This window comes from Microbacterium sp. GCM10027623 (genome assembly GCF_042666935.1).
In the GTDB taxonomy this organism is placed as follows: Bacteria; Actinomycetota; Actinomycetes; order Actinomycetales; family Microbacteriaceae; genus Microbacterium.
In genome coordinates, this window is record NZ_JBHTHE010000001.1 from 769,610 (window position 1) to 793,513 (window position 23,904).

Here is a 23,904-nt window from a genome sequence, read left to right on the forward strand (position 1 = left end):
CGCGCGCTCGCCCCTCAGGGCGTCGCGCGGCGCAGCGTCAGGAACGAGATTCCCATCAGCGCGACCACGCCGACCAGGCCCCATAGGGCGAGGCCCAGCGCGCCGAGCGCGCTCAAAGAGGTCGCGACCTGCCCCCAGAGCTCGAACCTGGTGATGAGGAACACGGCGGCCACGAGCAGCAGGCCGACGCCGACTCCCACGACGGTGATCATCACCGCTCCCCAGCGCTTGTAGATCGTGGCGCCGGTGAAGCCGATGACGAAGAAGAACAGGGCGAGCGTGAAGTAGATGACGAAGGCGCCGCCGGGGCCCGCCGCCCAGACGTCGGGAAGGTGGAACATCCATCCGTTCACGCCCCAGCCGTTCGTCAGCAGCTCGACGCCGCCGCCGATGAGGAACAGGGCGCCCATGAACGCGCTGCCGAGCACGGCGGCGAGCATGGTGCCCAGGAAGAATTCGCGCCGGGTGATGCTGATCGCCTGGGAGAACGGGAAGGTGAGCGTCATCGCCGACATGCCGATGGCGAAGAAGACCCACAGCGGAGCCTGCCCGCCGCCGCCGTACTTCGGCGCGTCGGTCGGAATGATCGCGTAGATCAGGACGGAGACGATGGTGGCGCCGGCCAGTACGATCAGCGGCGTCCAGATGAAGGTGTTCTTGTTGATCATCTGAAGTCGGGCGACATTCAGTGTGCGTCGCATCAGCGGACCTCCTCGGTGGGGATGGAGACGGGGGTGGATGCCGGCCGCTCGGCGTTCTGCGTGAGCCGGACGATCAGCTGCTGCAGCGACACCGGCGCCAGGTCGAGGTCGGCCGCGGCGAGTGCAGCGCGATCCGCGTCGGACAGGTGACCGAGCACGGTGACGGAGGCCACGCGGCCGAGCGCCTCCCGGTGCAGGATCTCGCGGCCGGCCGCCCACGCCTCGACCTTCGCCGCGTCGCCCACCACGGTCGACGCGCGACCTCGCACGTCCTCGGTGTCCTCGTCGAGCAGCACGCGACCGGCGTCGATGACGATGACCTTCTCGATGAGGTTGGCGACCTCGTCGATCAGATGCGACGAGAGGATGATCGTGCGGGGGTGCTCGGTGTAGTCCTCGAGAAGCCGGTCGTAGAAGACCTGCCGGGCCACGGCGTCCAGGCCGAGGTAGGGCTCGTCGAAGAAGGTGATCTCTGCGCGCGATGCCAGTCCGATGATGACGCCGACCGCCGACAGCTGTCCGCGGGAGAGCTTCTTGATGCGCGTCTTCACCGGCAGCTGGAAGTCGGCGATGAGCCGCTCGGCGAGCGCCTGATCCCAGTTCTCGAAGAACAGTCGCGCGGCCTTGAAGGCGTGCGTGGCCGTCGCGTCGTCGGGGTATCGCTGACTCTCGCGCACGAAGCAGATCCGGCTGAGCACCCTGGTGTTCTCGTAGGGCTGTCCTCCGAAGACGAGTGCCTCGCCCGAGGTGGCGAAGTTCTGTGCGGTGAGGATCGACATCAGTGTGGTCTTGCCGGCTCCGTTGCGGCCGAGAAGCCCGTAGATCGCGTTCTTCTCGATCGACAGCGAGACGTCGTCGAGGGCGAGCTTGTCCTTGTAGCGCTTGCTGAGGTTCCGAACCTCGATGACTGCGGTCATGCGGGGCTCCCTTCCTGGGGTGCGTGGTCTTCGGCGTGCTCTGCGCGCTCGCGCAGCAGCGCCGCCAGGTCGTCGGCGTCGAGCCCCAGCGTGCGGGCCTCGGCGATGAGGGGGTCGATGTACCGGCGCGCGAAGGCGGTCCGGCGTTCGGCGAGCAGCAGTGCTCGGGCGCCCGTGGCGACGAACATGCCGATGCCGCGGCGCTTGAGCAGGATGCCCTTATCGGTCAGGACCGTCACGCCCTTCGCCGCGGTCGCCGGGTTGATCCGGTAGAACGCGGCGAGTTCGTTGGTCGAAGGCGCCTGTGACTCCTCAGGCAGAGTGCCGTCGAGGATGGACTCCTCGATCGTCTCGGCGATCTGGAGAAACAGCGGCCTGCCGTCGTCGATCACACGATCCCTCCCGGTTATGCGGTTACTTACTTGACTAAGTAACCATCAAACCAGGACGGTGTCAACCTCTGAGGAGGAGATCCCTCAATTCATGGAGAAGTCGTAGCGCTCCGGCACCGGTCGGTCGCCGAACGCCTCACGCCACAGGTCGGACATGCTCAGCTCGCCCTCGCGGATGTCCGGCACGTCGAACTCGTCCTCCAGCATCCGTCCGGCCTCTTCGCGATCACCGGATGCCAGGGCCGCGCGCACCGCCAGCACCCGGAACCGGCCGAGTGCCCGCACGTCTGCGGGCATCGAGGCGATCAGTCCCCGCGCGTCCGCCGCATGCCCGGCGGCCAGCAGGGCGTCGCCGAGCTCGAGCGCCAACGGCGCGAGCCCGGGTGCCAGGGAGAGCGCGTCGGCGAGGTGACCGAGCCCGGCCGCCGCCTCGCCGGAGGCGATCAGCGCGACTCCCAGCCCGCGCAGCGACCAGGGCGAACGGCGCTGCCGGAGGGATGCCTGATACCCGTCCACCGCGGCACGCAGGTCGCCTCGTGCATGCGCCATCACCGCGCGGTGGTAGTGCGTGAGCCAGCTGGCCGGCGCCTCGGCCAGCAGCCGCTCCCACCGTTCGCCCGCCGCATAGGAGGCCGGCGCGATGGCCGGGTCCTCGTCGACGACGGCAGAGGAGAGCCCGAGCAGTGAACGCCAGTACGCGGCATCCGCGCCGGCATCCGCCTCGAAGCGGACGCCCGGAAGACCCGCGAACGCGACGCCGTATCGGGCCGAGAGGGCGGCCTCGAGCGCACCCCAGGCAGATCCGGTCGACAGCATCCGCTCCGGTGCGCTCTCGGCGACGGCCGCGAGCCGTGCCGGGCCATCGGATGCCGCGGAGGCCACGGCCTCCAGAGCCGCACCGACCCGGGCGCTCGCCTCGGCGTACTCCCCTGACGGGTCGATGTGCAGCGGCACGAACGTCTCGGTCCACTCCCAGGTCGCGCCGCCCGACATACGAAGGTGTTCGTACTGCGTGGTCGCGAGCCCGCCCTGGATCTCGAAGTACGCGCCGCTCGCGCCGCCTAGCCAGTCGCACCAGTGGCGGCCGCCGGTCGTGTCGCCCCAGACGAACAGCTTGCGTCCCCTCAGCAGCGGAGTCGAGACGTGACCCAGGCCCGAGCCGTCGGCCTCGAGCGCCGCGATCCAGGGCCGGTCAGCCGGTCGCGGTTCCTCACCCGGTCGCGGTTCCTGAGCCTGTCGAAGGACGTGGAACCAGTCCGCGGCGGCCGGAGCGGATGCCGGGAACGACACATCCTGCGCGTGGAGGTCGACCCGAGACAGTCGCCCGTCGTACCCGGTCTGATAGGCGTGCGTCGTGGCGGTGAACACCCGCGAGTCGGGCGTCTGCGCCACGGCGATGTTCGTCCACCAGTACATGCCGGTCTCGGCGGGATGCGGATTGCGCACCCGCACCCCGACGTGCAGCGCGGGAGCGTGCGCGTCGAGGGTGGCGTCGATCTGCACGATCACACCCCGCACCCGCTCGTACTCCCACATCCGCAGCACCGGTTCGCCGTCGGGTCCCGTGACGGATGCCGCGTACAGCGGCTCGCAGGTGAGCGGCCAGTGGCCGCGCATGCCGATGTTCCATTCCACACCGCCCGAGAACCAGGCGTTGCGCAGCCCGAGGTTCGCGGGCTGGAAGATCGCATTGCGGTAGACCAGCTCGCGCCCGGTCGTGCGATCCAGCATCCGCACGAGCCGGCCGCCCAGGTCGAGGGCGAACTCGGCACGCAGGTACTCGTTCTCGAGCACGGCGATCCGCATCGGCGCAGCGCTGCGCTCGCGGGAGTACTGATCCTGCAACAGGTACGGATGGATGCTGCTGACCTGTCCGTAAGCGATGTTCGCGGCGATGTCGGCCGGCAATCCCTCGGTGGAGGCGGCGTACGGTGCCTCCGGCATCGCGGCGACGGCGGGCAGAGGATTGGGCGCGCCGACGGGTGCGGAGGGAAGAGATACCGAGCTGAGCGTGAGCGTGGCAGTCATGATGGCCTCACGCTAGCGGGAACGGGGCATTCCCAGGTCGCAATGGATGCCGGAAAGCTGCGCTCTGCGCCGTCCGGGTCGCAATGGATGCCGACTGAATCGTCGGCAAGCGGCATCCATTGCGACCTGAAGCGCATCGAGGGCCCCCGAAGCTCCCGCCGGTAGGGTGAGCGGATGCCCGAGTTCGACTTCAGCCGCCTGCGCCGGTTCCCCGACGTGGAGGCGTCGAACCTGCAGGCATGGGATGCCACCGACGAACTGCTCGTGCGCTGGGCGCTGGATGCCGGCATCCCGGGCGAGGAGATCGCCGTGATCGGCGACGAGTACGGCGCGATCGCGCTCGCGCTCGCGGATGCCGGCCTGCGCGGCATCCGGGTGCATCAGGATCTCGTGACCGGCCGTCAGGCGCTCGCGCGGAATGCGGCGGCGCTCGGGGTGACGCTCGATGCCCCGGAGCAAGCGCTCACGCCGCGGCGTGTCGATGCGCGACACGCCGACGCTGGCGCACAGGCTCCGGACGACGCTACACCCGCTGCCGCGGTGACCGCCCACGAATTCGGCCAGGACCTGCTCCTGGGCGCGCGCCTCGTGCTGCTGCAGCTGCCGAAGGCGCTCGCCGAGCTGGAGGAGATCGCGGATGCCGTGGCCCGCTGGGCCGCCCCCGATGCGACCCTCATCGCCGGCGGACGCGTCAAGCACATGACCCTCGCGCAGAACGACGTCCTCGCGCGCTCCTTCGCCGCCGTGCAGGCGCAGCGCGCCGAGCGGAAGTCACGGCTGATCGTGGCATCCGACCCCCTGCCGGTGGCCGAGACGGCGCCCTTCCCGATCAGCGAGACGCACGACGGTCTCACCCTCGTCGCCCACGGAGGCGTGTTCGCGGGCGCGCGGCTCGACATCGGCACGAGGGCACTGCTGGATGCGATGGCGACGCTCTCCCTCCCGGTCGTGCATCCGCACGTCATCGACCTCGGATGCGGCACGGGCGCGCTGGCTGCGGCGTTCGCACGGCAGCATCCGGATGCCGTCATCGTCGCCACCGACCGCTCGGCATCCGCCGTGCGCTCCGCGCGCGCCACGATGGCGGCGAACGGGCTCGACGGGCGCGTGCACGTCACCCTCGACGACGCGGGCTCCGAACTCCCCGACGCGAGCGCCGACCTGATCCTGCTGAACCCCCCGTTCCACCTCGGTGCGGGCGTGCACGAGAGTGCAGGGCGGCGGCTGATCCGGGCCGCCGCGCGTCTGCTGAAACCCGGCGGCGAGGTGTGGACGGTCTTCAACTCCCACCTCGATCACCGCCGTGTGCTGAGCCGTGAAGTCGGCTCCACCGAGCAGGTCGCACGCACCCCGAAATTCACCGTCACCCGCAGTGTGCGCCGGGGATGAGCGCGTTTCACGACCGAAGGGCGCGCACGCAAACCCCCGGTGAGGCCATGAAACCCCAAACCAGATTTGCCACCGGATCAGCCATTCGTTAGCGTGGACAGGTGGTCGAGGGGCCACAAGACCAGTCCGCGGCCGCGTCCTTCTTTCGACCCGAGCTGTACACGAAGAGGCGCGGGCGTACGGTCGATGTTCTTTGCGAGGATCCGAAATCCTCGCCTGCGCCGCCAGTACAGCGACTGTCGAAACGGCCTTGTGACCATCACCCGGGCGTTACCGAAGCAGGCTCACCAGCACCCTGGATATGGGTGAGCCGCCAGGGGAAACGTGTCCGAAATCGCTCTCGAAGCGCACCATCTGTACAAGGTCTTCGGTCGCAGTCCGCAGCATGCGGTCAAGCGACTGAAGGCCGGTGAGACCCGAACCGACGTACTCGACGCCGGCACCGCCGCAGTGATCGACGCGAGCTTCACCGTCAACCGCGGTGAGATCTTCGTGATCATGGGGCTGTCCGGCTCCGGGAAGTCCACCATCATCCGCATGCTCAACGGCCTGCACGACATCACCGACGGCGAGGTGATCATCGGCGGTGACGACATCGCCAAGGCGCCGCCCGCCGCGCTGCGCGAGATCCGCCGCGAACGCGTGTCGATGGTCTTCCAGCACTTCGCGCTGCTGCCGCACCGCACGGTCGCCGCGAACGTCGCCTACCCGCTGGAGCTGAAGGGCACCGGAAAGACCGAGCGCCTGCGGAAGGCCGAGGAGATCCTCGCCCTGGTCGGTCTCGAGGGCTGGGGCGACAAGCTGCCCAACGAGCTCTCCGGCGGCATGCAGCAGCGCGTCGGGATCGCCCGCGCGCTCGCCGCCGACACCGAGATCCTGTTGATGGACGAGGCGTTCAGCGCGCTGGATCCGCTGATCCGCCGCGAGATGCAGGAGCAGCTCGTCGAATTGCAGGCCAAGCTGCAGAAGACCATCGTCTTCATCACCCACGACCTCAACGAGGCCATGTTCCTCGGTGACCGCATCGCCGTCATGCGCGATGGCCGCATCGTGCAGATCGGCACGCCCGAGGACATCCTCACCGACCCGGCCAACGACTATGTCGAGCAGTTCGTGCAGGACGTCGACCGTGCGCGCGTGCTGACCGCGGCGAACGTCATGGAGCGTCCGCGTCCGGTGATCCCCGACACGGCTGGCCCGCGCACCGCGCTGCGGCAGATGCGCGACGCCTACATGTCCGCGACCTACGTGGTCGGCCGTGATCGCCGGCTCGTCGGCATCGTCACCGATCGGGATGCCGTGAAGCTGGTCCGCAGGGGCGAGTCCTCGCTGGCGTCCATCCTCAAGCCCGTCCCGCAGACGACGGTCAACGAGGACGAGGTCCTGATGAACCTGTTCATCCCCTCGGTCGAGTCGCCGCTGCCACTCGCGGTCACCGACGCCGAAGGGCGCCTCGCCGGCGTCATCCCGCGCGTCACCCTGCTCGCCGCCCTCGGCCCCGGACCGGGCGCGACCGGCGAGCTCACCCTGCCGCTGAACCCGATGCCGCAGGCCGTTATCGACGAGGTGCTCGCTGAGGCTCAGGATGCGGTGGAGACCGCGTCCGCCGTCGCGACCCCGTCGCCCGATTCCGCAGAGGAGGGACACTGATGGACGGATTCCGCATTCCGCTCGGCGATTGGGTCGAGACGGGACTGAACTGGCTGCTCGACAACCTCGAGGGACTCTTCACCTTCATCTCCGCACTGATCGGCGCCCTCGTCGACGGATTGTCGGCGGCGCTGATCGAGACCCCGTTCCCGATCACGATCGCGGTCTTCGCGCTGATCGCCTGGATGCTGCGGTCGTGGAAGCTGGCGGTGGGCACGATCCTGTCGTTCGTGTTCATCCTGGCCCTGGACCTCTGGACGCCCGCCATGCAGACGATGGCCCTGGTGATCGTCGCCGCGGTCATCGCCGTGCTGATCGCCGTACCGCTGGGCATCTGGTCCGCGCGAAACGACAAGGTGCGGGCGACGCTCAAGCCGGTGCTGGACTTCATGCAGACCATGCCGGCGTTCGTCTACCTGATCCCCGCGATCATGTTCTTCGGCATCGGTGTGGTCCCCGGCGTGGTCGCGACCGTGATCTTCGCGCTGCCTCCGGGCGTGCGACTCACCGAGCTCGGCATCCGCGGCGTCGACAGCGAGACCGTCGAGGCCGGGCACGCGTTCGGCGCGACCCCCGGTCAGATCCTGCGCGGCGTGCAGCTGCCCCTGGCGCTGCCGACCATCATGGCCGGGATCAACCAGCTGATCATGCTGGCGCTGTCGATGGCCGTGATCGCCGGCATGGCCGGCGCCGACGGCCTCGGCAAGCTGGTGGTGCAGGGCATCTCGTCGATGGACATCCCGATGGGCGTGGAGGCCGGTCTCGGCATCGTGCTCATCGCCGTCTTCCTCGACCGCTGCACCGCGGCCCTCGCGGAGCCCTCGCCGTCGTCACTGCTCGGCATCCTCGAGCGGCGCCGTCAGGATCGCCGCCGGCAGGAGGCCGCCGAGGCGGCAGCCGGCGGGAGCGCTCCTGGACTCGTCGCCGCCTGAGCGGCACCCCGAACCCGAAACCCATACATAACGCACGACGTCATGCATCACGAAAGAAGGAATCACATGAAGAAGCGACAGCTCACCGGTATCCTGGCGTTCACCGCCGCTGCCTCACTGGCTCTCGTCGGCTGCGCCAGCGGCGCCGGCGACACTCCCGGCGACGAGCCGGCCGGTGACGACAAGGGCACCATCACCCTCGGCTTCCTGCCCGGCTGGACCGACGGTCTCAGCACCGCCTACCTGCTGGAGGATCAGCTGGAGAAGCTCGGCTACACGGTCGAGATGAACACCCTCACCGAGGCGGGCCCGCTGTACACCGGACTCGCCAAGGGCGACGTCGACATCTACCCCTCGGCCTGGCCCGAGCTGACCCACAAGTCGTACATGGACAAGTTCGGCGACAAGATCGAGGACCTCGGCAAGTACTACGACAACGCCAAGCTCACGATCGCCGTCCCCGAGTACACCGAGATCGACTCGATCGCCGACCTCAAGGGCAACGCCGACAAGTTCGGCGGCAAGATCATCGGCATCGAGCCCGGCGCCGGCCTGACCGCGCAGACGCAGGACCACATGCTGCCGGAGTACGGTCTCGACGGCGAGTACGAGCTCGTCACCTCGTCGACCGCCGCGATGCTCACCGAGCTGGAGAAGGCGACGAAGAAGAAGGAAGACATCGTCGTCACGCTGTGGCGCCCCTTCTGGGCCAACGACGCGTACGCCGTGAAGGATCTGGAAGACCCGAAGGGCGCGATGGGCGAGCCCGAGGGCCTGCACTTCCTGGGCACGAAGGGCTTCAGCGAAGACAACGCCGACGCCGCCGACTGGATCTCGAAGATCAAGCTGGACGACGAGCAGTACGGCGCCCTCGAGGGCCTCGTCACCTCGGACGAGTACAAGGACAAGTCGGCGGAGGCCGTCGACAAGTGGATCGAGGAGTACGGCGACCAGATCGACTGGCTCGTCACCGAGTAAGGCTCCGGCCGCCCTCCCGTTCGGGAGGAGTTCTCCCCGATGGGAGGAGCTTTCACCGCGAAGGCTCCTCCCATCGCTGCGTTCTCCTCCCGAAGGCGCGGGGTGATGCGAGGACGGATGCCGGAGAGCCGGGGCGCTCAGTGCTCGGCGGTCACCCGGGGGTCGGGTGCGGCGCGGGTGATCGTCCCGTCCGCCTCGGTCGGGAATCCGTTGCGCACCCAGTACTCGTACCCGCCCAGCAGCTCGCGCACGTCGAGGCCGGCGCGGAGCAGCGTCCGGGCGGTGGCCGTGGCTCCGTTGCATCCGGGACCCCACCCGTAGACGACCAGCGTGAGATCGCGCGGCAGCTCACCGATCCGCTCGTCGATCTCGGTCGTGGGCAGGTGCAGCGCGCCGGGGATGTGCCCGTGCATCCAGGACGCGAGTCGGCGGGTGTCGACGAGGATCGCCGAGCCCGTGGCGACCGCCTGCTCGGCGGCGACCACGTCGATCTCGTACGCGAGGCGCGCCTCGACATGCGCGAGCCGTGCGGTGACGTCGGTCACGGCCGGTCGGCGGAGCCGAGGAGTCCGGCGAGCAGCGGCAGCTGCGCGGGATCCTCGAGCGCCGATCCCACCGCGACGACGCGCGCGCCCGCGGCCAGGTAGTCGCCGGCGTTGGCGGCGCTCATGCCGCCGGTGGTGACGAACTGCGCCTGCGGGAACGGGCCGTGCATCGCGGTGAGCCACGACGCCCCCAGCACGGATGCCGGGAAGGCCTTCAGCCAGGTCAGCCCCGATTTCAGTGCCAGCTGCACCTCGGTCGCCGTGGCGACGCCCGGCATGCTGAGCAGTCCCGCGTCCTGCGACGCGCGCACCACGTCGAGGTCGAATCCCGGGCTGACGGTGAAGACAGCGCCGGCGGATGCCGCCTGGGCGACGTGCTCGAGAGAGACCACGGTGCCGGCGCCGACGGACTTGCCGCGCTCACGCCCGGCGGCGGCGACCACGCGCAGCGCCTCGAGGTCCTCCTCGGTCTGGATGGGCAGCTCGACGACGTCGATGCCGAGGTCCCACGCGGTGGTCGACACCGCGAGACTCCTCTCGACGCCCATTCCGCGCAGGATCGCCATCAGCGGCGAGCCGCCGAACAGCTCCTCGAATCCCGAATTGTCCATGTGCATTCCTCTCGATGTGCGGTGAATCGTCATCTCGCGTCGTCCGGCGAGCCGGGCACGTCCTCGGTGGACTGCAGCACCAGGTGCGCGCGACGGTGGCCGGCCTGCAGTCGCTCCTCGGATGCGTCGCCCGCGAGCTTCGCGGCGAGCCAGCCCGCGGCGAACGCATCTCCGGCGCCGACGGCCTCGACGACCTCGGTGGGGATGGCGGGGACGAAGACCGTGCCCGCGTCGGAGAACTCCGTCGCCCCGACGTCGCCGTCCTTGACGACCAGGTGGGCGGCCGCGGGGACGAGCGCGCGCACGTCGTCGGGGGTGCGGCAGCCCCAGAGCGTGTGCGCCTCGTCGAGGCCGACGAAGACGATGTCCGAGCGGTTCGCCAGATCGAGCAGCACGGGCGCGGCGACGGAGGCCTCCCACAGTGCGGCGCGGTGGTTGGCGTCGAAGCTCAGCGATCCGCGGCCTGCTGCGGTGACGCGGTCGACCACCGCGTCGATCAGGGCTGCGCAGCTCGCCGACAGGGCGGGCGTGATGCCCGAGATGTGCACGATCTCGGCATCCTCGAGCGGCACGTCCGCGATGCTCACGGCGCTCATCCGCGAGGCGGCCGAGCCGGCCCGGTAGTACAGCACGCCATGACCCGGGTCCTTGAAGTAGACCCCGGTCGGAGCGTGGGGATCGAACGACACCCATCGGGTGTCCACGCCCTGGGCCGTCACGGTGCGGTGCACCCGGTGCCCGAGCGCGTCGTCGCCGAGTGCGCTGACCCAGGCCGTGCGCTGACCGAGGGCCGCGACGTGCGCGGCGACGTTCGACTCCGCGCCGCCGATGGTCAGGCGCACTTCGTCGGCGTCCGACAGTCGCGTCGCGTCGCGGGGGGTGACGAGAGCCATCGTCTCGCCGAGCGCGATGAGGGCCGGGATGGCCGCGGGCGTCTCGGCGACGGCGGCGGAATTCGAGATGTCCATGATGCTGGTTCGAGCGGGCCTTCCGTCGGGAAGACCTAGCGCCGGGCCCTCGCCTCCTCCAAGTAGCTGTATGCGGTGACCCGGGAGATTCCGAGTCGTTTCGCGATCGCCTCGACCGACTTGCGCATCTGCGTGGCGCCGCGCTGGTCGAGGCGTTCGAGCACGGTGATCTTGTCCTCGCGCGACATGTTCTCGAGGGGGCGACCGATCTCATGCATGGCGTCGCTGATCATCGAGTCCATCACCGCCACGAGGTCGGTGCCGAAGTGCTCCCGCGGGCCGCTGGGCGTCCGCTCCGACGCGGGCAGCAGGGCGGTCAGCACGTTGCGGGCCTGCTGGATCGGGCTGAGGTCGACGTTGATGCACAGTGACGCGATGATGTCGCCGTCTGCGTTGTGGAAGTACACCGAGGAGCACCGCAGCTGTCGCCCGTCACTGGTGTGCGCGGTGTACCCGAAGGCGTCGTGATCGGCCCGCCGATCCTTGAGCACATCGAGTCCGAGCGACGTCGACGGCCCGCCGACCGAGCGTCCGGTGACGTGACCGTTCTCGATGGCCATGATCGTGTGACCGAGGTCGACATCGTCCCCGTCGAGGTTGTGCAGGACGACTTCGACCGACGGGCCGGCCGCGGTGGCGAGCGCGCGCATCACCGGCTGATACAGGCGCAGCACGGCTTCGGCGCTCTCGTAGGTCTGCCGGGAGGTGTCCTCGGCGAGGACCTCCATAGCTTCTTCTGCTGCGGTACTGGTCGTCATCGCTCCGCCTTGAACAAAAAATACGAGGGATAGACAGATTGTCTTTCTGCCTGCTAGCTTAGCGTCACCCCAGACATCACGTCGAGGTCCGCGCAGACTGCGCGATCCATTCTCACTCAGCAAGGAGGCTCGGATGACGGCTGTGTCCGCATCTCGTGGTCTGTCCCCGAAACAGCGCAGGACAGTGGCCGGCGGTGCCATCGGAACGCTCATCGAGTATTACGACTACTACCTGTACGGTCTCGCCTCGGCGGCCGTCTTCCCCGCCGTGTTCTTCTCCTCCGAAGACCCGGTGATCGCCCAGCTGTCCTCCTTCGCGACATTCGCCGTGGGATTCTTCCTGCGCCCGGTCGGCGGGATCATCTGGGGCATCATCGGCGACCGGATCGGGCGCAAGACCGTGCTCATGAGCACCGTCATCGGCATGGGCCTGGCCACCACCGCCATCGGCATGATCCCCTCCGACCAGGTGATCGGCATCGCCGCGCCGCTGCTGCTGCTGTTCTGCCGCCTGCTGCAGGGCTTCTTCGTCGGCGGTGAGATGGGCGGCGCCGCGACGATGGTCGTCGAGGCGGCCCCGATCGGGAAGAAGGGGCTCTACGGCGCGTTCCTCATCAGCGGTGCCGGTGTCGCGAACGTGGTGTCCGGCGGACTCATGGCGGCCCTCGGCCTCACTCCGGGCTCCTGGTTCCTGGATTGGGGATGGCGCATCCCGTTCGTGTTCTCGATCGTGCTCGCGATCGTCGCGATCATCCTGCGCCGCCACCTCGAGGAGTCCGACGAGTTCGTCGAGACGCAGACGCTGCTCATCTCCGCCACCGGGAAGAAGCACAACCCGCTCGTCGAGGCATTCCGCCACCCCAAGAACGCGATCATGGGCATCCTCATCGGGCTGCCGCAGTCGATCGCCGGGTATGTCATCCTCACGTACGGTCTCGGTTTCATGGTCGGCAACAAGCACCTGCCGGCGTGGATGGGCTTCGCCGGGACCATGATCGTGGGACTGCTGCAGATCGTGGTCGCCCCGCTGTGGGGTCACATCTCCGACCGCATCGGCCGCCGCACGGTGTACATCATCGGATGCCTGGGCTTCGCCGCCATGGTCTATCCGGCGTTCGCCATGTTCAGCACCGGCAACCTGTGGCTGATCTGGCTCGGTCAGATCCTCGGTTTCGTCGTGTTCGGTGTGGCCATGCAGGCGACTCTGGCCACGATGCTCGCCGAGATGTTCGACCCGGAGGCGCGCACCACGGGTGTCAACATCGGCTACCAGGTGTCCAACACCCTCGGCGGCGGGCTCGCGCCCCTGATCTGCACCGCCCTGGTCGCAGCGGCCGGGGGAGCCTTCTGGCCGGTGGTCGTGTACGCGGCTGTCATCGCGGTGGTCGGTGTGATCGCCACGCTGATGGCATCCGTCCGTCCCGATGTCGAGGGTGCCGGCCGGCTCCATGAGCTGGCGGCGACCTCCACGGTCAAGACGGCGAAGTGAGAGGAGGGTCCAGAATGGTCCACGTGGACGACACCACCCTGACAGCACGTGACAAGGGACTGCCGGAACGGGCGATCGGCTCGACCCCGGCGGAGTTCCTCGCGACCCGACCGCGGCTGGACGAGTTCTGGACCCCCCTCATCTCGCTCGACGACGCGGCGATGAATGCCAACGTCGCCACCATGTCGGCGTGGTGCGCCGAGCGCGGGCTGGAGATCATGCCGCACGGCAAGACGACCATGGCCCCCGCCCTCTGGCAGCGTCAGCTCGACGCCGGGGCCACGGGCATCACACTGGCCACCATGGGGCAGGTGCGCACCGGGCGGGACCTCGGTCTCGACTCCGTCATGCTGGCCAACGCGGCGGTCGATCCGCGCTCGCTCGCGTGGCTGGCCGGCGAGCTGGCGGATCCCGACTTCCGGTTCGTCAGCTGGGCGGATTCCGTCGACACTGTGGAGGCGATGGAGCGCGGACTGCTCGCCGCCGGGTCACCGCGTGCGGTGGCGGTGTGCGTCGAGCTCGGCGCGGCGGGCGGCCGGACCGGTGCGCGTTCGATCGCGGAGGCCGTTCGTGTCGCGGAGCGCATCGCCGCCTCTCCGGTGCTGCGGTTGTCCGGCGTCGGTGGCTACGAGGGCAGCCTCGGTCACGATCGCTCTTCGGGCACGATTGCGGCGGTGACCGCCTACCTCGAGGCGCAGCTGGAGCTGCACGCGGCGCTCGGCGCGCTCTACGACGACGGCGAGCTCCTCATCACCGCCGGAGGCAGCGCTTATTTCGACGTCGTCGCCGACGTCTGGGCGGGCGCGCCCCGCGACGGGCGCACTCGTTTCACGCTGCGTTCCGGCGCCTACATCGTGCACGACGACGGCTTCTACCGCGGCATCTCGCCGTTCGACGAGGGGGCCGCCGATCCGGCCGGCTCACCGCGGTTCGTGAACGCGATGCACGGCTACGCCCGGGTGGTGTCCGGTCCGGAGCCGGGGCTGGCGCTGGTCGACGGCGGCAAGCGCGACCTGCCGTACGACGAGGGACTGCCGATCCCGCGCTCCTGGCGCGCCTCGGCATCGGACGACTGGCAGCCGCTGCAGGCCGAGGTGTCCGCCATGAACGACCAGCACTCCTACGTACGGTCGCAGCAGCAGCTGCCGATCGGTTCCGTCGTGCAGTTGGGTCTGTCGCATCCGTGCACCGCCTTCGACAAGTGGCGTCTGCTGCCGGTGGTGGAATCCGCCGACTCCGACGTCGTCATCGACCTCGTGCGGACGTGGTTCTGAGCATGAGCGCTCGCACCCTGCTGCGCGGGGGCTCGGTGATCTCCCCGGCCGGCCCCGTCGCGGCCGATGTCGCGATCGAGGCCGGCGAGGTGACGCAGGTCGGCAGGATCGACGCGCGCCCCGGTGATGACGTGGTGGATGCCGGCGGCAGGTTCGTGCTGCCCGGCTTCATCGACGTGCACTCGCACGCCGACGGCCTGCTCGGTGATCCCGAGGTCGCGCGTTCGTTGCTGCGGCAGGGCGTCACGACGGTGATCGGCGGCCAGGACGGCGTCTCCTTCGCACCGGGTGACGGCGCGTACGCGACCGAGTACTTCGCGGCGATCAACGGTCCGCATTCCTCCTACCGTGGTGGCGGAGTCGCGGCTCTCCTCGCGGGCGCCGACGGTGTGTCGGCGCTGAACATCGGCTACCTCGTGCCCGCCGGCACGGTGCGCTTCGAGGTGTGCGGGCGGGACGCGGGCCCGGCGAGCGCAGCGCAGCGTCAGCGCATGGCCGCCGTCGTCGCGCGGGGCATGGACGAGGGCGCGCTGGGCCTGTCGAGCGGGCTCGACTACGTCCCCGGCATCTTCCAGGACGCCGCGGAGATCGCCGCCCTGTGCGCGCCGGTCGCCCGCGCGGGAGGCGTCTACGTCACCCACATGCGCGGCGGGTACGAGTCCAACACGGCGGCAGGCATCTCTGAAGTCGCCGAGATCTCGCGCCGCGCGGCGGAGGAGGCGGGTGCTCCGCTCGGCGTGCACATCTCGCACTTCCACGCCGACGCCGACATCGTGCTCGCGCAGCTGGACGCGCTGGAGACCGCCGGGGTGGATGCCACCTTCGACGCGTATCCGTACATCCGCGGGTGCACGCTGCTGGGAATGCCGCTGCTGCCGCCCGACGTGTCGATGCTTCCCCGGGATGAGGCGGTCGCCGTCATCGCCGATCCCGCCGGCAGGCCGGCGCTGCGAGCGGCGTGCGCGGCCAGGGCGACGCAGAGCGCCAGTCTCGGCCCCGACTGGCCCGACATGATCGCGCTCGCCCATATCGCGGCCCCTGAGCTGGCCTGGGCGCACGGCCTCACCCTGCGCGTCGCCGCCGAACAGGCCGGCACCTCGCCCATGGACTTCGCGCTGGACGCACTGGTGGCATCCGGCCTGGAATGCAGTGCGGTGATGGCCGTGCGCCATCCGCGACCCCGTAGCGAGCTGGCGCGCATCTTCGCCCATCCGGGCCACACCGGCGGCTCCGACGGCATCTTCATCGGAGCCCATCCGCATCCGCGGGCGGCGGGAACCTTCGCCAGGTACCTCCGCGAGTACGTGCGCGAACTCGGCGCCTGGAACTGGTCGGATGCCGTGCATCACCTGTCCGCCCTGCCCGCGCGCCGGTTCGGTCTCGGCCGGCGCGGTGCTGTCGAGGTCGGTGCGGTCGCCGACCTGATCATCGTCGATCCGATGGCCGTCGCCGACACGTCGACCTACGAGGCGCCGCGCACCGTGGCCGTCGGGATCGATGACGTGTTCGTGCACGGCGTCCGCGTCCTCGCCGGCGGCGAACCGACCGGCGCCCTGCCCGGGCGCGGGCTGCGTCGTGTGACGACCGGGCGCGCCTGAGATCCTCCCCGCACGGGGTTCAGACCTGTTGTCAACAGAAAGGAAAGCAATATGCCGAAGACCGGTTTCCACACGGAGGGCGTGCCCGCACCCGCGGGCCCTTACAGCCACGGGGTCGTCGCGAACGGCTTCCTCTACACGGCGGGATTCGGTCCGCAGGACGCTGCGAACGACAATGCGATCGCGGACAACGCCGGCGACCAGACCCGTCAGGTGCTCCGCAACATCCAGAAGGTGCTCGCCGAGCACGGCCTGACGATGGATGACGTCGTCAAGTCGACCGTGCACCTGCAGGATCTCAGCGACTTCGCCGAGTTCAACGCCGCGTACGAGGAGTTCTTCACCGCGCCCTACCCGGTGCGCACCACCGTGGGCTCGCAGTTGGCGAACATCCTCGTCGAGATCGACGTGGTCGCGGCGCTCCCGCAGGACTGACCGCGCCGGCGTGCCCCTCCCGTCGGGAGGAGTTCTCGCCGTGGGGAGGAGCTTTCGACGCGGAGGCTCCTCCCCACGTTACGTTCTCCTCCCGAGCGCGTAGCCGGCATACCGTGTCAACCCCTCCCGGGGCGCCCGCACGCGTCGTACCCTGCTTTCATGGACGGGTTCGCCGCCGTCGACTTCGGCTTCGCCCGCGAGGTCCTGCAGCGGGGCATCGCGGCGCTCTACGTCGTCGCCTTCCTGTCGACCCTGAACCAGTTCCGGCCGCTTCTCGGCGAACGCGGACTGCTGCCCGCTCCGGACCTGCTCGCGTGGGTCTCCTCCTCTCGCGCGCGCCGACGGATGCTGCATCCGACGCTGTTCATCCGCATCCGCTACTCCGATCGCCGGCTGACCGTGCTGTGCGGGAGCGGCATCGTCATCGCCCTCGCGCTGGTGGCCGGCATCCCACAGTGGGGACCGCCCTGGGTGCCGATGATCTGCTTCCTGCTGCTGTGGTTCGGATACATGTCGATCACCAGCATCGGCCAGACCTTCTACGGCTTCGGCTGGGAGATGCTGCTGCTGGAGGCGGGGTTCCTCGCGGCCTTCCTCGGCTCGCGCGATCAGCCCCCGCCCACGGTCGCGATCGTGCTGTTCTGGTGGCTGCTGTTCCGGTTGGAGTTCGGCGCCGGCATGATCAAGATCCGTGGCGGGCGTGAATGGCGCGATCTGACCGCGCTCATGTACCACCACGAGACGCAGCCGATGCCGGGGCCGCTCAGTCGCCAGGCGCACCTGCTGCCGCGCTGGTTCCACCGCGGCGAGGTGCTCGGCAACCACTTCGCGCAGCTGGTCGTCCCCTTCTTCCTGTTCGCTCCGGCGCTGGCAGTGCTGGTTCCGGGTCCGGTCCCGCAGATCGTCGGCACGGTGGCGGCCGGGATCGTGATCCTCACGCAGTTGTGGCTCATCCTCACCGGCAACTTCGCGTGGCTGAACTGGGCCACGGTCGTCGTGGCCTTCTCGGCGGTCTCGCTGCCCGGTTCGGGGTTGCCTGCATCCGGCATCCCGCTGTACTGGGTCGCGATCACCGCCGCCATCGGCATCCTCTGCCTGGTTCTCAGCTGGCCGGCGCTGCGCAACCTCTTCGCCCATCGTCAGCTGATGAACGCGAGCTTCAACCGCTGGCAGCTCGCCAACGCCTACGGGGCCTTCGGCACCGTCACGAAGGAGCGCATCGAGTACGTCGTCGAGGGGACCGAGGACGAGGATCCCGATGCCGGCGTCTGGCGTGAGTACGGATTCCGGGGCAAGCCCGGCGATGTGCACCGCATCCCGCGGCAGTTCGCGCCGTACCATCTGCGCCTGGACTGGCTGATGTGGTTCCTGCCCCTGGGGCGCTCGCTCGAGGACTGGTTCACCGCGTTCCTCGTGCGTCTGCTCGAGGCGGACCCGGCGATGCTGCGGATGCTGCGCCACGACCCGTTCGAGGGACGGCGTCCGCGATATGTGCGGGTGGTGTCGTATCGCTACCGGTTCACGACCCGCGCGGAGCACCGCGAGACCGGTGACGTGTGGGTGCGCGATCGGCGGCAGGTGCTGGTGCGTCCGGTGGCGCTGCGGGCCTGAAGGATGTCCGCCGGTCTCGAGGACGCAGCGCGCTGGATTCTCCTTCAGAAGCGCATCCGTCCTTCAGGCAGGATCGCGGGAAGGACGGTCAGAGCACCACCGGATGCCCGGAGGCGAGCGACGCGTATGCGGCATCCACGAGCGCGACGGCCGCCACGCCGTCCTCCGGCGTGATGCGGGCGTCGCGTCCGGTGCGGGTCGCATCGAGGAAGTCGGCGAGCTGAGCCTGGTACGGGTCGGGGCCGGATGCCGGTGGCAGATAGCCCTCGCGCGTGCCGCCGTCCAGCTCGTCGGTGTCGAACCGCAGCACGCCATCCGATCCCGCGATCTCGGCCTGCGAGCGGAACGGCGTTCCCGGCTCGGACCAGTCCGCGCGCACATGGCTGATCGCGCCGTTGGCGTGGGTGAGGGTCACGTGTGCGGAGACCGGCGGCTGCGGGGTGGCTCCCGTGTCAGGATCACCGGGCGGATCCTGCGTGGCGGACACCTCGGCCACGGGTCCCGCCAGCCAGAGCGCCTGATCGAGATCGTGGATCATCAGGTCGCGGATCAGCCCGCCGCCGAGCTGCTGCGAGTAGAACCACGCCGCCGAGGGGGCTGCGACCGTCCGGCGGAACGTGAGCTCCAGCATCCGCCCCACGGTCTCCCGCCGATCGTGCAGCCGCAGGTAGCCGTCGAAATAGCGCACGACGTGCGCGGGGAAGAGCCGCACGCCGGCGACGCGGGCCGCATCCGCCATCGCTTGCGCCTCGGGAGCCGTGACCGCGAGCGGCTTCTCGCACACCACGTGCCGGCCCCGCGCGAACGCGGCCCGCGCGACGTCGGGATGCGTGGCGGTCGGGCTGACGATGTCGACGATGTCGGATTCGTCCAGGAGCTGGTCGAGCGTGTCGAGGATCCGGATGCCGTATCGCTCGGCGAGAGCATCCGCTCCGGTGCGACGCAGGATGCCGAGCTCGGCACCCAGCGCGAGCCAGCCCTCGATGTGCGGCGGGGCGATGCCTCCCGCGCCGACGATCCCGATCCGCGGTGCGCTGTCCATGGTGCCGAGCCTATGACGCAGCGCACCCACTTCTGAAGGATGTCGGCACTTCTGAAGGACGCCTGGCGGGCCGGCGTCCTTCAGAACCGCATCCGTCCTGAATTCGTGCGGGTCGGGTCAGGCGACAAGGGTGCGCCGGCGATCCATGATCGCCGGCGCACCCTTCGGCTCCGCTGTCGCCGGTGTGCTGCCGCAGCCGGCCGGTTGTCGTCCCGGGGACCCCGGCCGGCGGCGCTGCGGAGCCGTCAGTCGAAGAAGGCCGTGGTCAGGTCCTGGCCCATCGCGGAGAGGGCGACCAGCGGGTTCCAGAAGTCGAGGTAGTGCACGAGCTTCCCGTCCTTGGTGCGGACGACATTGATGTACTGCTGGTCGTAGCGGTTGCCGGTGGGAATCGCGATTCCCTCCGCCCGGAACTCGGCGATGACCAAGTCCGGGTCCGTCGTCTCGTGGAACTGCGGTTCGGTGAAGGTGACGGAGAAGACCTCGGGGAAGTGCTTGATGTAGTCGAACATGTCGCTCTTGCCGCTGGCGTGCGAGCGCACGCCGTCCGGTGCGAACGGGTGCTCGATGGTTCCGTCGTCGGCCCACAACTCGACCCACTCCTGCACGCGGCCGGCGGACAGCAGTTCGAGGTGGCGACGGAAGACGTCCTGGGCGGCGCGGCGCCGGTCGGCAGTGGTGGCATCCTGGGTATCTGACATGGTGGTACTCCTTGGTGAGGGCGGCCGTCGTCGCGACGACCGCACGGTACGATGATTCGGACCATCGGTCCACTTAGACTATACGGACCGCTGGTCCGGATGCAAGCAGCGCGGGAGGCGGGCATGGAACACGAGCGCAAGCAGCGGGTGGACGCGGTGCGCAACCGGGCAATGGTGCTGGAGGCGGCGGCCCGGCTCTTCGACGCCGCGGACGATCCGGAGCGGGTCTCGATGAACGACATCGCCGCCGCCGCCGGGGTCGGCAAGGGCACCCTGTTCAGAGGCTTCGGTGACCGGCTCGGCCTGATCCTGGCCCTGGTGGAACAGCGCAACGCGAGCCTGTTCGCCGACTTCACCGCCCAGATGGCCGCCGAGGCGGCAACCCCTGCCGAACGCGCCCTGAGCGCGCTCGACGCCCTGCTGACCTTCAAGACGCAGAACCGGGCCTTGATGCTCGCGCTCGAGAACGCCGGCAATGGCAGCCCGTATGCCACCGTCATGTACGACCCGTGGCACGCGCACCTGGCTGGCATCGTCACGGAGGTACGAGGGCCCCACGACGCGCCCTTCCTGGCACACGCATTGCTGGCTGCCGTCCGCAGTGACCTCATCGAGTACCTGCGCGACGAACCCGACCGCATCCGCAGCGGCCTCGCCGCCCTCACACGTGCGATAGTGGTCTGACTCCTGGATGCAGAGCGCCAGCATCCACTTGACGGATGCAGTGCGCGCCAGCGTCGTTCAGAACGGCGTTCGTCCTGGACCCGGGACGGTTCAGGCCTGCGGGTCGTCGCGCTGCAGCGGCTTCCGCTCGGGCTCGGGGGCCGGCGGCGGAACAGGTGCAGCGGCAGGACCGGCCGACAGCTCGCCGGCGACCTTCTTCTCCAGCACCTGCACGGCCTCGTCGGATAACAGGAGGAGGCCCTCCAGCTCATCGCGCACGCGCTTGTACGCGACCTGTCGTTCGGCGCGGGTGGCCGACTCGTCCAGTGCGACCTTCAGCATGTGCTGGGCGCGGTCGAGGCGCTTGCGCTCGTCGGGGCTGAACGACGAGTCGCGCAGCCTGCGGGCGTCGCGCTCGGCGACCTCGAAAGCGACCGCGTAGTTGCCGACAGCGTCCAGGTACTCCGTCACGCGCTGCTCGGTGACCTTGGAGTCCGCGGACGCCGGGCGCAGCGCATCCGCCGTCTTCTTCGCCCGCAGGAACGCCGCGGTCAGCGGTTGGCGGCCGTCGCTCATGGCGGGAAAGGCGATGAGCTTGGCGACGTCGAGCTCGTAGTCGAGCCAGCGCGCGGTGATCTCGTCGTGCTCCGCGAACAGGCGCTCGAGCAGCTCGTTCGAAGGGACGGATGCCGGTTGCGCGGCCTTCTGCGCCACCGGCGACGTCGCGATGCTGCCGATGCCCCGGGCCCGGATCTCGGCGGTCTTGATCTGCGCCTTCAACTGCAGCGTCTCCAGGCGTCGCTTGTGGCGACGGCTCGCGCTGCGTTCCCACTTCTGGGCGATGCCGCCGGCGACGCCCATGATGGGGAAGATCAGCCACCAGTAGTCGCGGGCGAAGTTCCAGAACTCGGGATCCATGATGGTGCCAGCCTAATGACCGCGCGCTCGATCCGCGCCGGTGCCTGAGCGACGCACTCCCGGCCGGTTCAGCGCGCGGCGTTCACCTGGGCCCGCAGCACCGGCAGCACGCGATCACGATCGGGCGCGGGGGCGAGATCGAGAGCCTCCGCGAGAGCGAGCGCCATCAGGGCATGCCCGGTCGCGCCGGGGTGGAACGGGTCGTTCAGCAGCCCCCAGGCCACCTCTCCCTGGCGGGCGTGGTTGAACTCCGCGAAGCGGGCGTACTGGTCGACGAGGAGTGCGCCCTGCGCGGCGGCGACGTCGCGGATGGCCTGGGCGAACTCGACGATCCGGGCGCGCTCGGGCGCGTTCCGCGGATCGATCGTGGGCGGGGTCTGCAGCACCGGGATGGCGTCGAGCTCGCGCACGCGCGCGACGAAGTCGGTGACGGATGCGGCGAACTGAGCGGGCTCGATCAGGGGCGCCCCTGCAGCGGAGACGCAGTCGTTCGTGCCGATCATCAGGGTGACGACGTGCGGGCGCCAGGTGGCGACGCGGCGGTCGAAGTCGGCGAGCAGCTGGTCCAGCCGCCATCCGCCGATCGCCGTGTTGATCACGGCATCCTGAACGCGATCCAGGTCGCCGCGGATGAGCGCATGCATGTGCTCGACGTAGTTGCGTCCGCCCTGAGTGTGGACCATCCCGTGGGTGATCGAGTCGCCGGTGAGAACCCAGTTCAGTGGCGTGCCGCTGTCGAGAAGTGTGCGCAGGGCGGTTGCGTCGGAGGTCATGAGGTCCATCCTGCCGGATCGGGAGACGTCAGCTCTTCTCCGCGCACGGCACGCACAGCTCCGCGAACGGCCGCACCTCCAGGCGGCCCGCCGGGATGGGCTTGCCGCACGACGCGCAGACGCCGTACGTTCCGGCATCCCACCGCATCAGGGCGTCGTCGAAACGACGCACCTCGTCGGCCGCGGCATCCGACAGCGCCGAGAGGCGGGACCACTCCGACGACAGCGTCACGCCCTCGGGGTCATGCTCGTCGTCGTCGTTCGAACCCTGCCGGTCGTGGACGAGCTCGGCCAGGGCGGATGCGGCGGAGTCGGCGCGCGCGACGGCATCCGCCCTCCGCTCGGCGAGCATCTCACGACTGATCCCGGTCATGCCCACACCCTACGTGCTCGACCGGGACAGCCCCTGGGTGCCTGCTTGCCGCGCATACTGAGTGGAGGACGTTCACGATGCGGAAGCAAGGAGAAGCGATGCAACTGGGAATGATCGGACTCGGCCGGATGGGCGCGAACATCGTGCGGCGGCTGATGCGAGACGGACACGATTGCGTCGCCTACGACGTGAATCAGGATGCCGTGAAGGCGCTCTCAGAGGAGGGGGCGACGGGGGCATCGGATCTCAAGGACTTCGCCGCGAAGCTGCAGACCCCGCGTGTGGTGTGGCTGATGGTTCCCGCGTCTCTGACCGGGAAGGTCGCCGAGCAGGTGGCCGAGGTGCTCGAACCGGGTGACATCATCATCGACGGCGGGAACTCGAACTACCGCGACGACGTGCGGCGTGCGAAGGCGATGCGCGAGAAGGGCATCGAATACGTCGACGCCGGCACCAGCGGCGGCGTCTTCGGCCTGGACCGCGGATACTGCCTGATGGTCGGCGGATCCGACGCGGCTGTCAGACACATCGAACCGCTGCTGAAGACCATCGCCCCCGGCGTGGGCGAGATCGAGCGTACCCCAGGACGCACCGGCGACCTGGCTCCCGAGGAGCAGGGCTACCTGCACTGCGGCCCTTCGGGCTCGGGGCACTTCGTGAAGATGGTGCACAACGGCATCGAGTACGGCATCATGGCGGCGATCGCCGAGGGCCTGAACATCCTCAACAACGCGGATGCCGGCGTGCGGGAGGCTGAGCACTCCGCTGAGATCGCTCCGATGGAGGAGCCGGAGTTCTATCAGTTCCCGATCGACACGGCTGCCGTGTCCGAGCTGTGGCGTCGCGGGTCGGTGATCTCGTCGTGGCTGCTCGACCTCACCGCCACCGCGCTGAACCAGAACCCCACCCTCGACGGCCTCGCCGGTCGCGTGTCCGACTCCGGTGAGGGCCGGTGGACCGTGAAGGCCGCCATCGACGTCGGCGTGCCTGTGCCTGTGCTCGCCGCGTCGTTGTTCGAGCGCTTCGCGTCGCGCGACGAGGACCAGTTCGCGAACCAGGTGCTCTCGGCGATGCGCCTGCAGTTCGGCGGCCACCAGGAGCTGCCTGCGGGCGACGTGCTCGAGGCCGGCGGTCGGAAGTCGGACACCGCCTGAGCGG

24 protein-coding genes are annotated in these 23,904 nt (G+C 69.4%); 11 read left to right on the top strand and 13 right to left on the bottom strand.

Features of this window, described 5'->3' with window-relative positions:
- Positions 1–14: 14 nt before the first annotated feature.
- The 4 genes from ACFQY2_RS03570 to ACFQY2_RS03585 all read right to left on the bottom strand — a co-directional run bounded on the left by ACFQY2_RS03570 (position 15) and on the right by ACFQY2_RS03585 (position 4,038).
- Positions 15–701, bottom strand: coding sequence for a hypothetical protein (locus ACFQY2_RS03570; RefSeq protein ID WP_378744250.1), 687 nt, complete (start codon positions 699–701; stop codon positions 15–17).
- A complete protein-coding gene (locus ACFQY2_RS03575; RefSeq protein WP_378744251.1) occupies positions 701–1,618 on the bottom strand; it encodes an ABC transporter ATP-binding protein in 918 nt (305 codons plus the stop codon). Before ACFQY2_RS03575 ends, ACFQY2_RS03570 begins: the two co-directional genes overlap by 1 nt.
- On the bottom strand, positions 1,615–2,010 hold the full coding sequence (locus tag ACFQY2_RS03580; RefSeq protein WP_378744253.1) for a GntR family transcriptional regulator: 396 nt from the start codon (positions 2,008–2,010) through the stop codon (positions 1,615–1,617). The genes ACFQY2_RS03575 and ACFQY2_RS03580 overlap by 4 nt, the downstream gene beginning before the upstream one ends.
- 84 nt (positions 2,011–2,094) lie before the next feature.
- Positions 2,095–4,038, bottom strand: coding sequence for a DUF5107 domain-containing protein (locus tag ACFQY2_RS03585; protein ID WP_378744254.1), 1,944 nt, complete (start codon positions 4,036–4,038; stop codon positions 2,095–2,097).
- A gap of 174 nt (positions 4,039–4,212) precedes the next feature.
- On the opposite strand from ACFQY2_RS03585, the gene ACFQY2_RS03590 reads away from it, so the two are divergent.
- The 4 genes from ACFQY2_RS03590 to ACFQY2_RS03605 all read left to right on the top strand — a co-directional run bounded on the left by ACFQY2_RS03590 (position 4,213) and on the right by ACFQY2_RS03605 (position 8,987).
- Positions 4,213–5,427 carry a class I SAM-dependent methyltransferase gene (locus ACFQY2_RS03590; protein WP_378744255.1) on the top strand — a complete coding sequence of 405 codons (1,215 nt, stop codon included), beginning with the start codon at positions 4,213–4,215 and terminating at the stop codon, positions 5,425–5,427.
- Between the two features lie 324 nt (positions 5,428–5,751).
- Complete coding sequence (locus ACFQY2_RS03595) at positions 5,752–7,077, top strand: glycine betaine/L-proline ABC transporter ATP-binding protein (RefSeq protein ID WP_378744256.1); 1,326 nt, start codon at positions 5,752–5,754, stop codon at positions 7,075–7,077.
- On the top strand, positions 7,077–8,009 hold the full coding sequence (locus ACFQY2_RS03600; protein ID WP_378744257.1) for an ABC transporter permease: 933 nt from the start codon (positions 7,077–7,079) through the stop codon (positions 8,007–8,009). The genes ACFQY2_RS03595 and ACFQY2_RS03600 overlap by 1 nt, the downstream gene beginning before the upstream one ends.
- Before the next feature lie 66 nt (positions 8,010–8,075).
- A complete protein-coding gene (locus ACFQY2_RS03605; protein WP_378744258.1) occupies positions 8,076–8,987 on the top strand; it encodes a glycine betaine ABC transporter substrate-binding protein in 912 nt (303 codons plus the stop codon).
- Positions 8,988–9,124: 137 nt separating this feature from the next.
- On the opposite strand, the gene ACFQY2_RS03610 is transcribed toward ACFQY2_RS03605, so the two are convergent.
- From ACFQY2_RS03610 to ACFQY2_RS03625, 4 genes are read right to left on the bottom strand one after another with little or no spacing between them, the layout of a single operon-like run.
- Positions 9,125–9,532, bottom strand: a complete 408-nt coding sequence (locus tag ACFQY2_RS03610) for a rhodanese-like domain-containing protein (protein ID WP_378744259.1) — start codon at positions 9,530–9,532, stop codon at positions 9,125–9,127.
- Positions 9,529–10,143: a bifunctional 4-hydroxy-2-oxoglutarate aldolase/2-dehydro-3-deoxy-phosphogluconate aldolase gene (locus tag ACFQY2_RS03615; RefSeq protein WP_378744260.1), complete on the bottom strand. Its 615-nt coding sequence runs from the start codon at positions 10,141–10,143 to the stop codon at positions 9,529–9,531. Before ACFQY2_RS03615 ends, ACFQY2_RS03610 begins: the two co-directional genes overlap by 4 nt.
- Positions 10,144–10,172: 29 nt before the next feature.
- A complete protein-coding gene (locus ACFQY2_RS03620) occupies positions 10,173–11,111 on the bottom strand; it encodes a sugar kinase (RefSeq protein ID WP_378744261.1) in 939 nt (312 codons plus the stop codon).
- 35 nt (positions 11,112–11,146) lie between these two features.
- The gene (locus tag ACFQY2_RS03625) at positions 11,147–11,869 is read right to left on the bottom strand and encodes a transcriptional regulator (RefSeq protein ID WP_378744262.1); all 723 of its coding nucleotides are present in this window, start codon (positions 11,867–11,869) and stop codon (positions 11,147–11,149) included.
- A gap of 133 nt (positions 11,870–12,002) precedes the next feature.
- Here ACFQY2_RS03625 and ACFQY2_RS03630 point away from each other — a divergent pair, with 133 nt between their 5' ends.
- The 5 genes from ACFQY2_RS03630 to ACFQY2_RS03650 all read left to right on the top strand — a co-directional run bounded on the left by ACFQY2_RS03630 (position 12,003) and on the right by ACFQY2_RS03650 (position 18,276).
- Positions 12,003–13,358 (top strand): MFS transporter, encoded by a 1,356-nt coding sequence (locus ACFQY2_RS03630; protein WP_378744263.1) that lies wholly within the window; start codon positions 12,003–12,005, stop codon positions 13,356–13,358.
- A gap of 14 nt (positions 13,359–13,372) precedes the next feature.
- Positions 13,373–14,632: an alanine racemase gene (locus tag ACFQY2_RS03635; RefSeq protein WP_378744264.1), complete on the top strand. Its 1,260-nt coding sequence runs from the start codon at positions 13,373–13,375 to the stop codon at positions 14,630–14,632.
- 2 nt (positions 14,633–14,634) lie between these two features.
- Entirely contained in the window at positions 14,635–16,230 is a 1,596-nt protein-coding gene (locus ACFQY2_RS03640; RefSeq protein ID WP_378744266.1) for an amidohydrolase family protein, read from the top strand.
- Between the two features lie 51 nt (positions 16,231–16,281).
- Entirely contained in the window at positions 16,282–16,665 is a 384-nt protein-coding gene (locus ACFQY2_RS03645; RefSeq protein WP_378744267.1) for a RidA family protein, read from the top strand.
- Between the two features lie 159 nt (positions 16,666–16,824).
- Positions 16,825–18,276 carry a lipase maturation factor family protein gene (locus tag ACFQY2_RS03650; RefSeq protein WP_378744268.1) on the top strand — a complete coding sequence of 484 codons (1,452 nt, stop codon included), beginning with the start codon at positions 16,825–16,827 and terminating at the stop codon, positions 18,274–18,276.
- Positions 18,277–18,364: 88 nt separating this feature from the next.
- Here ACFQY2_RS03650 and ACFQY2_RS03655 read toward each other — a convergent pair whose 3' ends face one another.
- Both ACFQY2_RS03655 and ACFQY2_RS03660 read right to left on the bottom strand, forming a co-directional pair.
- Positions 18,365–19,318, bottom strand: coding sequence for a Gfo/Idh/MocA family protein (locus tag ACFQY2_RS03655; protein WP_378744269.1), 954 nt, complete (start codon positions 19,316–19,318; stop codon positions 18,365–18,367).
- A gap of 245 nt (positions 19,319–19,563) precedes the next feature.
- Complete coding sequence (locus tag ACFQY2_RS03660) at positions 19,564–20,019, bottom strand: nuclear transport factor 2 family protein (protein ID WP_378744270.1); 456 nt, start codon at positions 20,017–20,019, stop codon at positions 19,564–19,566.
- Between the two features lie 123 nt (positions 20,020–20,142).
- On the opposite strand from ACFQY2_RS03660, the gene ACFQY2_RS03665 reads away from it, so the two are divergent.
- Complete coding sequence (locus ACFQY2_RS03665; RefSeq protein WP_378744271.1) at positions 20,143–20,703, top strand: TetR/AcrR family transcriptional regulator; 561 nt, start codon at positions 20,143–20,145, stop codon at positions 20,701–20,703.
- 90 nt (positions 20,704–20,793) lie between these two features.
- Here the strand turns inward: ACFQY2_RS03665 and ACFQY2_RS03670 are convergent, their stop codons facing one another.
- The 3 genes from ACFQY2_RS03670 to ACFQY2_RS03680 form a co-directional block, all read right to left on the bottom strand.
- Complete coding sequence (locus ACFQY2_RS03670) at positions 20,794–21,600, bottom strand: hypothetical protein (protein ID WP_378744272.1); 807 nt, start codon at positions 21,598–21,600, stop codon at positions 20,794–20,796.
- A 68-nt stretch (positions 21,601–21,668) separates the two neighbouring features.
- The gene (locus ACFQY2_RS03675; protein WP_378744274.1) at positions 21,669–22,373 is read right to left on the bottom strand and encodes an SGNH/GDSL hydrolase family protein; all 705 of its coding nucleotides are present in this window, start codon (positions 22,371–22,373) and stop codon (positions 21,669–21,671) included.
- 28 nt (positions 22,374–22,401) lie between these two features.
- Positions 22,402–22,746: a TraR/DksA family transcriptional regulator gene (locus ACFQY2_RS03680; protein ID WP_378744275.1), complete on the bottom strand. Its 345-nt coding sequence runs from the start codon at positions 22,744–22,746 to the stop codon at positions 22,402–22,404.
- Between the two features lie 98 nt (positions 22,747–22,844).
- Between ACFQY2_RS03680 and gnd the strand changes: the two genes are divergently transcribed.
- The gene (gene gnd, locus ACFQY2_RS03685; RefSeq protein WP_378744276.1) at positions 22,845–23,900 is read left to right on the top strand and encodes a phosphogluconate dehydrogenase (NAD(+)-dependent, decarboxylating); all 1,056 of its coding nucleotides are present in this window, start codon (positions 22,845–22,847) and stop codon (positions 23,898–23,900) included.
- The last annotated feature ends 4 nt before the right edge of the window (positions 23,901–23,904 follow it).